Genomic DNA, 12611 nt, shown 5'->3' on the forward strand with positions numbered 1-12611 from the left:
GCCGGAGGCGGTGCGCAGGACGCTCAGCCTTCCTCGACGAAGGCCTCCTCGCGCTTGCTGCGCACGGTCGGGCTCAGCACGATGACGAGCAGCAGCACGGCGCCGATCAGCAGGGCCGCCGAGATCGGCCGCGTGACGAACACGCTCCAGTCGCCGCGCGAGAGCAGCAGCGCGCGGCGCAGGTTCTCCTCCATCATGGGCCCCAGGATCAGGCCCAGCAGCAGCGGCGCGGGCTCGCACTCGAGCTTGTGGAAGATGTAGCCCAGGATGCCGAACCAGCCCAGCATCCAGACGTCGAAGGTGTTGTTGTTGGTCGAGTACACGCCGATCGCGCAGAACAGCACGATGGCCGGGAACAGCCAGTGGTAGGGCACGGACAGCAGCTTGATCCAGATGCCGATCAGCGGCAGGTTCAGGATGATCAGCATGGCGTTGCCGATCCACATCGAGGCGATCAGGCCCCAGAACAGCTCGGGGTTGCTGGTCATGACCTGCGGGCCGGGCTGGATGTTGTGGATGGTCATCGCGCCGACCATCAGCGCCATCACGGCGTTGCCCGGGATGCCCAGCGTCAGCAGCGGGATGAAGGAGGTCTGCGCACCCGCGTTGTTGGCCGATTCGGGGCCGGCCACGCCGCGGATGTTGCCCTGGCCGAACGGCACCTCGCCGTCACGCAGCTTGAGCTTCTTCTCCAGCGTGTAGGAGGCGAAGGCCGACAGCAGCGAGCCGCCGCCCGGCAGGATGCCCATGGAGCTGCCCAGCACCGTGCCGCGCAGGATGGCCGGCGTCATGTTCTTGAAATCCTGCGCCGTGGGCCAGATGCCCGTGAGCTTGGCCGTGTAGACCTCGCGCTCTTCCTCGGGCTTGGCCAGGTTGGCGATGATCTCGCCGTAGCCGAAGATGCCCATGGCGATCGCGATGAAGCTGATGCCGTCGGTCAGTTCCGGAATGTCGAAGCTGTAGCGCGCCACGCCCGAGTTCACGTCGGTGCCGACCAGGCCGAACAGCAGGCCCAGCACGATCATGCTGATGGCCTTGAGCAGCGAGCCCGAGGCCAGCACCACGGCGCCGATCAGGCCCAGCACCATCAGCGAGAAGTACTCGGCCGGGCCGAACTTGAAGGCGATCTCGGTCAGCGGCGGCGCGAACGCGGCCAGCACCAGCGTGGCCACGCTGCCCGCGAAGAATGAGCCCAGGCCCGCGGCCGCCAGCGCCGCGCCGCCGCGGCCCTTCTTGGCCATCTGGTGGCCGTCGATCACGGTCACGACCGAGGACGACTCGCCCGGCAGGTTGACCAAGATGGCCGTGGTCGAGCCGCCGTATTGCGAACCGTAGTAGATGCCGGCCAGCATGATCAGCGCCGCCACCGGAGGCAGCGCGTAGGTGGCCGGCAGCAGCATGGCGATGGTGGCCACGGGGCCGACGCCGGGCAGCACGCCGATCAGCGTGCCCAGCAGGCAGCCGATGAAGGCGTAGAGCAGGTTCTGCAGCGTGAAGGCCGCGCTGAAGCCGAGCGAGAGGTGTTCGAGCAGTTCCATGGTGGTCCTCAGCCCGTGATGAAGGAAGGCCAGACCTGGAACTGCAGGCTCAGGCCCACCACGAAGGTCAGGTAGCTGCCGACCGCCAGGATCGCCGCCAGGATGAGCGAGCCGCGGAACACGAAGCGGCTGCCCGCCATGCTGGAGATGATCACCGCCGCGAAGATCGCCGCGATCAGGCCCATGGCCGGGATGCCCAGCGAAGGCACGCCGCCCAGCAGCACGCCGAAGGCCAGGTTGGCGCCGACGATGTAGAGCAGCGGCTTCCAGGCGATGGCGCCGATGCGGCCGCCGTCGGCGCGCCGGGAGCGCAGCGAGCCCAGCAGCACGAAGGCGCCCATGCCGGCCAGCAGCGCGCCCAGCAGCATCGGGAAGTAGCCCGGGCCCATGCGCGCGGCATTGCCGACGGTGTAGTTGAAGGCGCCCAGCGAGAAGGCGGCGCCGAAGCCCATGAACATCAATCCGGACACGAAGTCCTTGCGGCTCTTGATCTGCATGCGTGAGACGGGATGGGGGTGGAAGGACGGGCGCAGCCTGCACTGGCAAGAGGGCTGCGGCACCACGGCGGGGAACCGGGCGACCGGGGTGGTCAGGTTCCAGTCAGATACATCATGTTATGAGTTGAATTGCATCACAACATGAGTAATTCCACGTACACCGGCCTCGGGGCTTCCACCGATTTCCGTACGACTTGCACTGCTAATATTTCCGGACAAAAAGACAGGACGAGGACCGCCATGGCCGACCGCAAGGGGGCAACCGACAAGCAGCGCTACGAGGCGCTGTCCGATTTCCGCTACCAGTTGCGCCGCTTCCTGCGCTTCAGCGAGGACGCCGCACGTGCCGAGGGCATCACGGCGCTGCAGTACCAGCTGCTGCTGCACACGCAGGGTTTCGCCGGCCGCGAGTGGGCCACCATCGGCGAGCTGGCGGATTGCCTGCAGGCCCAGCCGCACGGCGTGGTGGCGCTGGTCACGCGCTGCGAGGAAGCCGGCCTCGTCGAGCGCCGTGCGAGCGCCACGGACCGGCGCCAGGTCGAGGTGCATCTGCTGCCGGCCGGCCGCCAGAAGCTGGCCCGGCTCGCGGCGCTGCATGCCGAGCAGCTGACCACGCTCAACGAGGCCGTGCGCATCGCGGCGAAGATCCGCGGTTGACACTCCGATAATCCGCCGCGTCAACACCCTTCCTGCAGGAGACGGGCCCATGGCCTCCACGCTCAAGATCATTTCCTCGATGGCCACCAAGCAGGTGCTGGCCGAACTCGTCGCGCTCTACCAGCAAGACCATGCGGTGGACATCGCGCTCGAATCCGTGGGCGGCGTCGATGCCGCCAAGCGCGTGCAGGCCGGCGAGGCCTTCGACCTCGTGATGCTGGCGCAGGACGCCATCGACAAGCTCATCGCGGGCGGCACCGTGGTGGCCGGCAGCCGCGTGGACATCGTGCGCTCGGGCGTGGCCGTGGCGGTGCGCGCTGGCGCACCCAAGCCCGACATCGGCAGCGAGGAGGCGCTCAAGGCCGCCGTGCTGGCCGCGCCCAGCATCAGCTATTCCACCGGACCGAGCGGCGTGCAACTGGTCAAGCTGTTCGAACGCTGGGGCATCGCCGAGGAACTCAAGGGCCGCACCGTGCAGGCCCCGCCCGGCGTGCCCGTGGGCTCGCTCGTGGCCAAGGGCGAGGCGGCGCTGGGCTTTCAGCAGCTGGCCGAGCTGATCCACCTGCAGGGCATCGACCTGCTGGGCCCGCTGCCGCCCGCCGTGCAGATCACGACCGTGTTCTCGGGCGGCCTCGCGGCCACGGCCAGCCAGCCCGATGCCGCGCGTGCGCTGCTGGCCTTCTTCGCGGCGCCGGCCGCGGCCGAGGCCAAGCAGCGCCAGGGCATGGAGCCGGCTTGAGGCTGCGGGCCTGGTGGCTCGCGCTGTGCACCGGCGCGGCGCTGGCGCAACCGCTGCCGCCGCTGCCCGACCCGGACCGTTTAGCCGGGCAATTGCTGGGCGGTGAGCGCGGCGCCGCGGTCGTCGCGGTCGCGCGTGGCGCGCAGGTCCTGCGCGGCAGTGCCAGCCAGCCCGAGCGCGCCATCGACGCCGAGCACGCGCTGTTCGAAATCGGCTCGGTCAGCAAGGTGTTTACCGGCCTGCTGCTGGCCCAGGCCGTGGAGCGCGGCGAGCTCTCGCTGGACGACACGCTTGGCCAGCGCCTGCCACGGCAGACCCAGGGCACGCCCGTGGCCGGGCTCACGCTGCGCCAGCTCGTCACGCACAGCGCCTGCCTGCCGCGCACGCTGGCGGCCGACGGGCCCGACGCCGTGGCCGAGATCCGCACGCTGACGCCCGCGCAGCTCTGGGACGCGCTGCCGCAGCTGGTGCTGGCCGGCCAGCCACCCTGCGCGCCGCGCTACAGCAACCTGGGCATGGCCTTGCTCGGCAACCTGCTGGCACAGCGCTACGGCCGAACGTGGGAGATGCTGGTGCGCGAGCGCATCGCCGAGCCGCTGGGCCTGCACGACACGGTGCAGACGCTGGACGCCACGCAGCGCGCGCGCATGCTGCCGGCCTTCGAGGGCGAAGCCGTGGCGCCGCTGTGGGACATGGACGCCTATGCCGGTGCCGGCGCGCTGCGCTCCAGCACGACCGACCTGGTGCGCTTCGGCCAGGCTCTGCTGGCCGGCCGCGAGGGGCCGCTCGGCCCCGCGGCCGAACGCCTGCTGACGCCGCTGGGCCGCTACGCGGGCGGTGAGATCGGCTACGGCATCCTGATCCTGGGCCCGCCGGAGCGCCGCGTGTACCTGCACGACGGGCTGACCGGCGGTTACCGCACGCTGTGGATGCTGATGCCCGAAGGCCGGCAGGTGCTGGTGGCCAGCGCGAGCAATGCACGCGCGGCCCTGCCCACGCTGCGTGGCCGCGTGCTGGCGGCGCTGTTCCCCGTGCCTTCCGAACCCGTGCCCGTGGCGCCGGCCCAGCTCGCGCCCCTGGTCGGCGAGTACCGCAGCGGCGAGGGCACGCTGTTCCGCGTGGTGTTGCACGATGGCCAGCTCTACGCGCGCGGTGGCGCGCAGGGCTTTGCGCCGCTGGTGCCCGTGGGGCCGGGCCGCTTCGCGCGGCCCGAGCGCGGCCTGCTGCTGCAGTTCGATGACAAGGCCGAACCGGCGCAGCTCACGGTGCAGCAAGGCGGTGCCGAGCAGCGGGCATTGCGCAGTGCGCGCGCAGTGGCCATGGCCATCCCGGCCCAGGCCGACCTGGCCGATGCCGTGGGCCGCTACCGCCTGGAAAACGGTGCCGTGTTCAGCATCCGTGCCGAGCCGGGCCAGCTGATCGCGCGGCTGGCGCAGCAGCCGGCGTTTCCGGTGTTCGCACGGGCGGGCCAGCGCGACCGCTATTTTTACGACGTGGTGCCGGCCGAACTGCAGTTCCTGCGCGACGCCGATGGCCGCATCGACGCGCTGGTGCTGCACCAGAACGGAGAGCACCGGGCCGAGCGCATCGACGCGATTCCCTGAACGAGAACGTTCTCAGCGCTGCAGCAGCTCGCGGTGCACCACCGCCTCCTGCGCGATGCGCTGCGCGAAGCCGCGCGGGCTGTCCAGCAGCGGCAGGTTGTTCACGGACGTGAGGCGGTCCTGCAAGTCCGGCTCGGACAGCACGGCGTTGACCTCGGCATTGATCTGCTCGCGCAGGTCGGTGGGCGTGTCGCCCGGGGCGAACAGGCCGAACAGCGACCACAGGTTGGCGTCCGGAAAGCCGGCCTCGGCCAGGGTCTGCACGGCAGGCAGCACGGGCACGCGGGCCGGCGCACCGACCGCGAGCGCCTGCAGCCGCCCCTTGCGCACATGGCCCAGCTGCACCGTGCCCACGTTGGTGGACAGCAGCTCGAACTGCCCGCCCAGCGCATCGCTGATCTGCTGGCTCCCGCCCTTGTAGGGCACATGGGTGATGGCCACGCCACTGGCGCGGCGCACCTGTTCCATGACCAGGTGGCCCGTGGTGCCCAGGCCCGAACTGGCCCAGCGCAGGCCGCTGGTACCGGCGCGGGCCAGGGCCTGCGGCAGGTCCCGCGCGGCCAGCGCCGGCGTGGACACCACCAGCACCGGGGTGGACATCACGCTGGCCACGGGCGCGATGTCGCGCTGCGGGTCGTAGCGCACGGGCCCCAGCAGCGGCGCCACCGTGAGCGGGGTGATGGCCGAGAAGCACAGTGTGTGGCCGTCGGCCGGCGCCCGCGCCAGCGCGGCCATGGCCAGCGCGCCGCCGGCACCGCCGCGGTTCTCCACCACCACCGGCACGCCGATGCGCTGGGCCAGGCGCTCGGCCAGCACGCGCGTGATGTCGTCGCTGACGCCGCCCGTCGCATAGGCCACCAGCAGGCGCAGCGGGCGGCTGGGCCAGGGCGTGCTGGCCAGCGCCGGCGCGCACAGCGCAGCGGCCGTGCCCAGCAGCAGCGTGCGGCGCGCGGTCATGCGGGCGCCCCGTCCCGGCTGCGCTGGCTCTTGCGGCGGTGCGCCGCGGCCAGCCGCTGCACCAGCGCAACGAAGGTGGCCGTGGGCCCTGCGCGGTCGGCTTCGCGCCAGGCCAGCGTGAGCGGCGCGTCCAGCCCAGCCGCAGGTTCCAGCGCGCGGTAGACGACGGCGTGCGCGTGCACGCCGCGCATGGATGCCGGCACCACCGAGATGCCGGCGCCGGCCGCGACCAGGTTCAGGTTGGTCATCATGCGCTCGACCTCGGCGGCGATGCGCACGCGCACGCCCTGCTGCGCGCACAGCGCCAGCAGGTTGGCGTACAGCCCCGGCGCGCCGGGACGCCGCACCAGCACCAGCGGCTGGTCCTGCAGGTCGCGCAGAGCCGCGCAGGAGGCCCCGCGGGCCAGCGTATGGCCGCGCGGCACGGCCAGCACGGCCGGTTCGCTGAGCAGCTGCTGCAGCACCACGCCGGGCGGGGCGGACACCGGCACGCGCAGGAAGCCGCAGTGCAGCCGCGCGGCGGCGACGGCCTCGGTGATCTCGGCGGCGTTGTTCTCGCGCACCGTCAGCTCGATGCCGGGGTAGCGGCTGCGGCAGGCGCGCAGCGTCTCGGGCGTGAAGGCATGGGCGGCGGCCGAACTCGTGAAGCCGACCGACAAGGGACCGTGCCGGCCGTCGCTGAGCGAGAGCATGCGCGCGCGCATGGCATCGAAGTCGGTCAGCAGACGACCGGCCTCGTCCTGCAGGCGCTGGCCAGCATCGGTCAGGCGCACGCCGCGCGGGTGGCGCTGGAACAGCGGCATGCCCAGCTCGGTTTCCAGCGCCTTGATCTGCTGGCTCAGCGGCGGCTGCTGCATGCCCAGTTCCTCGGCCGCGCGCGTGATGTGGCCGGCCCGGGCCACGGCGAGGAAGTAGCGGAGCTGGCGCAGGTCCATATCTTCATCATATCGAGAGGAGACGGATCGGGTCTTTGCCATCTGTGCGGCGGATACCTAGCATCGCGCCGGCTTTCGACAACACATTGGAGACACCATGGCATTGCCCACTCTCGCATTCCCTCCGTTCGTCCGCCTGGGCGTCTTCGTGGCCAGTGGCCTGCTGCTCGGCGCGTGCGGCGGCGACGACGGTCCCGACGAGGCCGCGCCACAGGCCGCCACCTGCCCTTCGGCCGTGCCGGCCACGGCGCGCTGCCTGCAGGGCCAGGATTCGGCCGGCGCCTACTACCTGATCGCCATGCCGCAGGACTGGAACGGCCACCTCGTGCTGCACGCGCACGGCGGCCCCAGCCTGGACGCGCCGACCATGGAGCGCGCCACCGAAGACCTCACGCGCTGGGCCGTCATGGTCAAGGCCGGCTACGCCTGGGCTGGCTCGACCTTCCGCCAAGGCGGCGTGGAAGTGCGCGCCGCGGCCGAGGACACCGAGCGGCTGCGCCGCATCTTCCGCGAACATGTGGCGCGGCCGCAGCGCACCATCCTGCACGGCCAGTCCTGGGGCGCGGGCGTGGCGGCCAAGGCGGCCGAGATGTTCACGGCCGAGACCGTGGGCAGCCAACCCTACGACGCCGTGCTGCTGACCAGCGGTGTGCTGGCCGGCGGCACGCGCTCCTACGATTTCCGCACCGACCTGCGCGTGGTCTACCAGTACCTGTGCAACAACCATCCGCGGCCCGGCGAGGCGCAGTACCCGCTCAACATCGGCCTGCCGGCCGGCGCGACGATGACGCAGGCCGACCTCAATGCACGCACCGCCGAGTGCCTGGGCCTGAACCTGCCGGCCGCGCAGCGCACGCCCGCGCAGCAGGCCAAGGTCGACACCATCACGCGCGTGGTCCGCATCCCGGCCAGTGCCATCCAGTCGCACCTGAACTGGGGCACCTTCCACTTCCAGGACGTGGTGGCCAGGCGCACGGGCGGCGCCAGCCCCTTCGGCAACACGGGTGCGGTCTACAGCGGCTCGGCCGACGATGCGGCGCTGAACGCCGGCGTGGCGCGCTACCGCGCCGACCCCGCGGCCGTGCAGCGCTTCGCGGCCGACACCGACCCCACGGGCCGCATCCCGGTGCCGGTGCTGAGCACCAAGTGGATCAGCGACCCGACCGCCTTCGTCGAACTCGACGCGTACTTCAAGCAGACCATGGAGAGCGGCGGCAGCGGTGCGCGCCTGGTGCAGACCTTCACGCGCGAAGGCACGCACAGCTACATCAGCGACCCGACCTATCCCACGCTGCTGGCCGCGCTGCTGCGCTGGGTGGAGCAGGGCGCCAAGCCCGCGCCGGCCGAGATCGCCCAGCAATGCCCCGGTTTCGAGGCCCGGTTCGGCGCCGGCTGCAGCTTCGTGCCGGACTATGTGCCGGCGGCGCTGGACACGCGCGTGGTGCCGCGGGACCGTCCGTGAACGGCCCCCGACGAAAGTGACCCGGGTCACTCCCCGTCGGGCACGTACATGTAGCCCACGCTGCGCACGGTCTTGAGCACGCGCGGCTTGTCCGGGTTGGGCTCGATCTTGCGGCGCAGCCGCATCACGCGCAGGTCGATCGAGCGGTCCAGCGCGTCCCAGCTGCGGTTATGGCCGTGGCTCATGATCTGATCGCGGTTCAGCGGCCGGTTGGGATGGCGCGAGAACAGGGCCAGCAGGTCGAACTCGGTGGCCGACACCGGCACCTCGCTGCCATCGTCGCAGCGCAGCAAGCGGCGCGCATCGAGGTCGAGCTCGCACAGGCCGAAGCGCGCGCGCCGCGGGTGGGACGGCGGCGCCGCCGCCGGGCCTGGCGCGAGCCGGCGCAGCAGGTTGCGCAGCCGCGCCAGCAGCTCGCGCGTCTCGAAAGGCTTGGTCACGTAATCGTCGGCACCGACCTCCAGGCCGACGATGCGGTCCACCGCATCGGAGGCGCCGGTCAGCATGACCAGGCCCACGCGCGGATGGGTCTCGCGCAGCCAGCGCGCCAGCGACAGCCCGCTCTCGCCCGGCATGTTCACGTCCACCAGCACCAGGTCGGGCACCGCGGCGGCGATCAAGGCGCGCGCCTGGCCTGCATCGGCCGCCGTGCGCACGTCGAAATTGTTGTGGACGAAGTAGCGCGCCAACACGTCGCGCAGCGCAGCTTCGTCATCGACCACCAGCAGCCGCGGCCGGTTGGCGCTGTCCAGCGGCTCCATCTGCAGGTCTCCTTGACAGGGGATGGGACGGGGCCGGATTGTAGGCGCGGCATGCGCTATGCTGGGCCGCCCCAGAACGGCCCAGTGCCCACCATGCGCGCCGCATCCGCCGCCCCTTTCGCCAGCGCCGGCTTGGCCGCGCAGCTCCTCGCGCACGCGCGCGACGGCGTGCTCGCCACCGACGCGGCAGGTTGCGTGGTCGAGTGCAACCCGGCCGCCGAACGACTGCTGGGCTGGCCGCGCTGCGAGGCCCTGGGCCAGCCGCTGGCCGCGCTGCTGGTGCCGCTGCACGCGGACGAACTGCAGGCCAGCGGCCTGCTGAGCTATCTGCAGAGCGGCGCCGTGCGCGGCGGCGATGGCCTGCACGAACTCGACGTGCTGCGCCGCGACGGCCGGGCCATCACGCTGGAGCTGTCGCCGTTCGCGCTGCCCGGCGGCAACATGGCGGGGCTGTTCCTGCGCGACGTGTCCGAGCGCCAGTCCACCCAGCGCGCGCTGCGCCAGTCCGAGGCGCGCTACCGTGCGCTGGTCGAGCACCTGGGCCAGGGCATGGCGGTGATCCAGCATGGCCGCGTGGCGTTCTGGAACGCGCGCGCGCTGGCCATCATGCGGTTGCAGCCCGGCGAGGTCGACGGCGCCGACTACCTGCAATGGCTGCACCCGGACGACCGCGGCCTGGCCGCCGTGCGCCAGCAGGCGCGCCAGCGCGGCGACCGGGCCGAGCACCGCTATGAACTGCGCCGCCTGCTGCCCGACGGCCAGCTGCGCTGGCTGGATGTGCATGCCACCGTCGTGCCCTGGGGCGGCGAGCCGGCGACCATGGTGTTCTTCTCCGACATCACCGAGGCCAAGGCCACACGCGCCGCGCTGCAGGCCTCCGAGGAGCGCTTCCGCGCGGTGCTCGAGCACCTGAGCGAGGGCATGGTGGTGGTCCAGGACGAGAAGATCGTCTACGCCAACCCGCGCGCCGCGCAGATCGTCGACATGCCGCTCGCGCAGATGCAGCAGATCGGCTTTCTCACGCGCGTGCACCCCGAGGACCAGGCCCTGGTGCTGGAGCGCCAGCGCCAGCGCCTGGCCGGCGGCAGCCCGCCCGACCACTACGAGCTGCGCCTGCTGTTGCCCGGCGGCGTGGTGCGCTGGATCGCCATCGGCGTGGCCGTCGTGCCCTGGGGCGGCGCGCCGGCCGCGCTGATCTTCTTCACCGACGTCACCGAGCACAAGGCCATGACGGAGGAGCTGCGCGTGTCCGAACAGCGCATGCGCGCCGTGGTCGAGCATGCGGGCGAGGGCACGATGGTCGTGATCGAGACCGACAAGCCGGTGTTCGTGAACCTGCGCGCGCTGGAGATCCTGCGCATGACGCGCGCCGAACTCGACGCGCGCGGCTACCTGCAGCTGCTGCACCCGGACGACCGCGCCATGGTGGTGGACCGGCGGCGGCGCCGGCTGGCCGGCGAGCCCGTGGAGAGCCGCTACGAGGTGCGCCTGCTGGACGGCGACGGCGCGCAGCGCTGGATCGAGATGGGCACCACCATCGTGCCCTGGTCGGGCCAGCGCGCCACGCTGACCTTCTTCACCGACATCACCGACCGCAAGATGATGCTGGAGGCGCTGCACCGTTCCGAGGAACGCTACCGCGCCGTGGTCGAGCACGTGGGCGAGGGCATGGTCGTGGTGCAGGACAACCGCTTCGTCTTCGTCAACGAGCGCGCGCTGCAGATCGCGCGCCGCACGCGCCGCGAGCTGCTGGGCGAGGGCTTCGTCAACCCGGTGCACCCGGACGACCGCGCCATGGTGGCCGAACGCCAGCGCCAGCGCGTCGCCGGCGAGCCCGTGCCCGACCGCTACGAGCTGCGCCTGCAGCATGCGGACGGCAGCACCACCTGGATCGAGATCGGCGTGACCCAGGTGCCCTGGGAGGGCAAGAGCGCCTCGCTCGGCTTCTTCTCCGACGTGAGCCGGCGCAGGGCGCTGGAGGCGCGGCTGCGCGAGACCCTGGCCGAGCGCGAGACCATCCTGGAGAACTCGCGCGTGGGCATCGCCTTCCTGACGCAGGACCGCCAGCTGCGCTGGGCCAACCGCGCCATGGGGCGCATCTTCCGCACCGACCGCGCGCTGCGCAGCGCGCCGAACTGGTCCGAGGTGGCGTTCGACAGCCTGTTCCCCACGCCCGACGACCACGCCCGTGCCAGCGCCGCCATCGACGCGCGCATGGCCGCGCAGCAACCCTACGAGGCCGAGCTGCAGCTGCGCCGGCGCGATGGCGCGCTGTTCTGGGCCTCGGTCACGGGCACGGCCGTCAGCGCCAGCGACGCCGCGCGCGGCACGGTCTGGACCGTCATGGACGTGACCGAGCGCAAGGAGCTCGAGGTGACGCTGCAGCGCACGCTGTCCGAACGCGAAGCCATGTTCGCCAGCGTGCTGGTGGGCATCGCCTTCAACGTGAACCGCCACATCCGCTGGGTCAACGACAAGTTCATCGAGATCATGGGCTACAGCCGCGAGGAGCTGACCGGCCAGCCGTCGCGCATGCTGTACCCGGACGAGGAAAGCTACCAGCGCGAGGGCCTGCTCACGGCCGAGCACCTGCGCCGCGACGGCCACTACACCAGCGAGCGGCAGATGGTGCGCAAGAACGGCGAGCGCATCTGGGTGCAGCTGGCCGGGCGTTGCGTGTTCGGCAAGAACCCCGAGGCCGGCGCGATCTGGACCTTTCTGGACATCACCGACCGCAAGCGCGCCGAGGACGACATCCGCGCTGCGCTGGTGCGCCAGCAGGAGCTCAACGTGCTGCGCTCGCGCTTCGTCGCCATGACCAGCCACGAGTTCCGCACGCCGCTGGCCACCATCCTGTCCTCGGCCGAACTCATCGCGCACTACGGCGAGCGCATGGAGGCCGCCGAGCGGCAGGAGGTGCTGCAAGGCATCGTCTCCGGCGTGCAGCGCATGACCGGCATGCTGGACCGCATGCTGCTGATCGGCCGGGCCGACGCCCAGATGCTGGACTGCCGGCCGCAGCCGCTGGACCTGGCCGCGCTGTGCCGGCACTGTGCCGAGGAGGTGCGCAGCCAGTACCCCGGGCGCGCGGGCGACATCCTCGTGGAGTACCGCAGCGCGCGCAGTGACGGCCAGTTCGACGAACGCCTGCTGCGCCATGTGCTGGGCAACCTGCTGTCCAACGCCGTCAAGTACTCGCCGCAGGGCGGCCAGGTCTGCCTGCGGGTCAGCGACGAGGGCGCGCGCCGCGTGTTCGAGGTCAGCGACCATGGCATCGGCATTCCGCTGGCCGAACAGGCCCACTTGTTCGAGACCTTCCACCGCGCCAGCAACGTGGGCGCCATCCCGGGCACCGGCCTGGGCCTGGCGATCGCCAAGAAGGCCGTGGAGGCCCATGGCGGCAGCATCGAGGTGCTCAGCGCGGCCGGGCAGGGCAGTTGCTTCCGGGTGCTGCTGTGAGC

General features: G+C 71.6%; 10 protein-coding genes. 5 read left to right on the top strand and 5 right to left on the bottom strand.

Going from position 1 to position 12611, the window contains the following annotated elements:
* Positions 1 to 23: 23 nt before the first annotated feature.
* Together IE209_RS16795 and IE209_RS16800 are read right to left on the bottom strand one after the other, a co-directional pair.
* Positions 24 to 1538 carry a tripartite tricarboxylate transporter permease gene (locus tag IE209_RS16795; RefSeq protein ID WP_189688101.1) on the bottom strand — a complete coding sequence of 505 codons (1515 nt, stop codon included), beginning with the start codon at positions 1536 to 1538 and terminating at the stop codon, positions 24 to 26.
* 8 nt (positions 1539 to 1546) lie between these two features.
* The gene (locus IE209_RS16800; RefSeq protein ID WP_189688102.1) at positions 1547 to 2035 is read right to left on the bottom strand and encodes a tripartite tricarboxylate transporter TctB family protein; all 489 of its coding nucleotides are present in this window, start codon (positions 2033 to 2035) and stop codon (positions 1547 to 1549) included.
* Positions 2036 to 2275: 240 nt separating this feature from the next.
* On the opposite strand from IE209_RS16800, the gene IE209_RS16805 reads away from it, so the two are divergent.
* The 3 genes from IE209_RS16805 to IE209_RS16815 are packed head-to-tail and all read left to right on the top strand — an operon-like array spanning position 2276 to position 5035.
* On the top strand, positions 2276 to 2692 hold the full coding sequence (locus IE209_RS16805; protein ID WP_145551095.1) for a MarR family winged helix-turn-helix transcriptional regulator: 417 nt from the start codon (positions 2276 to 2278) through the stop codon (positions 2690 to 2692).
* A gap of 49 nt (positions 2693 to 2741) precedes the next feature.
* Positions 2742 to 3431: a substrate-binding domain-containing protein gene (locus IE209_RS16810; protein ID WP_189688103.1), complete on the top strand. Its 690-nt coding sequence runs from the start codon at positions 2742 to 2744 to the stop codon at positions 3429 to 3431.
* Complete coding sequence (locus IE209_RS16815; protein ID WP_189688104.1) at positions 3428 to 5035, top strand: serine hydrolase; 1608 nt, start codon at positions 3428 to 3430, stop codon at positions 5033 to 5035. The genes IE209_RS16810 and IE209_RS16815 overlap by 4 nt, the downstream gene beginning before the upstream one ends.
* 12 nt (positions 5036 to 5047) lie before the next feature.
* Here IE209_RS16815 and IE209_RS16820 read toward each other — a convergent pair whose 3' ends face one another.
* Both IE209_RS16820 and IE209_RS16825 read right to left on the bottom strand, forming a co-directional pair.
* Complete coding sequence (locus tag IE209_RS16820) at positions 5048 to 5992, bottom strand: Bug family tripartite tricarboxylate transporter substrate binding protein (RefSeq protein ID WP_189688105.1); 945 nt, start codon at positions 5990 to 5992, stop codon at positions 5048 to 5050.
* Complete coding sequence (locus tag IE209_RS16825) at positions 5989 to 6927, bottom strand: LysR family transcriptional regulator (RefSeq protein ID WP_189688106.1); 939 nt, start codon at positions 6925 to 6927, stop codon at positions 5989 to 5991. The genes IE209_RS16820 and IE209_RS16825 overlap by 4 nt, the downstream gene beginning before the upstream one ends.
* Before the next feature lie 103 nt (positions 6928 to 7030).
* On the opposite strand from IE209_RS16825, the gene IE209_RS16830 reads away from it, so the two are divergent.
* On the top strand, positions 7031 to 8389 hold the full coding sequence (locus IE209_RS16830; RefSeq protein WP_373305368.1) for a hypothetical protein: 1359 nt from the start codon (positions 7031 to 7033) through the stop codon (positions 8387 to 8389).
* 26 nt (positions 8390 to 8415) lie between these two features.
* Here IE209_RS16830 and IE209_RS16835 read toward each other — a convergent pair whose 3' ends face one another.
* On the bottom strand, positions 8416 to 9150 hold the full coding sequence (locus IE209_RS16835; protein ID WP_189688107.1) for a response regulator: 735 nt from the start codon (positions 9148 to 9150) through the stop codon (positions 8416 to 8418).
* Between the two features lie 93 nt (positions 9151 to 9243).
* On the opposite strand from IE209_RS16835, the gene IE209_RS16840 reads away from it, so the two are divergent.
* On the top strand, positions 9244 to 12609 hold the full coding sequence (locus IE209_RS16840) for a PAS domain S-box protein (protein ID WP_189688108.1): 3366 nt from the start codon (positions 9244 to 9246) through the stop codon (positions 12607 to 12609).
* Positions 12610 to 12611 lie beyond the last annotated feature (2 nt).

The sequence above is a fragment of the Pseudorhodoferax aquiterrae genome, from assembly GCF_014652235.1.
GTDB classification, from domain to species: Bacteria; Pseudomonadota; Gammaproteobacteria; order Burkholderiales; family Burkholderiaceae_C; genus Pseudorhodoferax; species Pseudorhodoferax aquiterrae.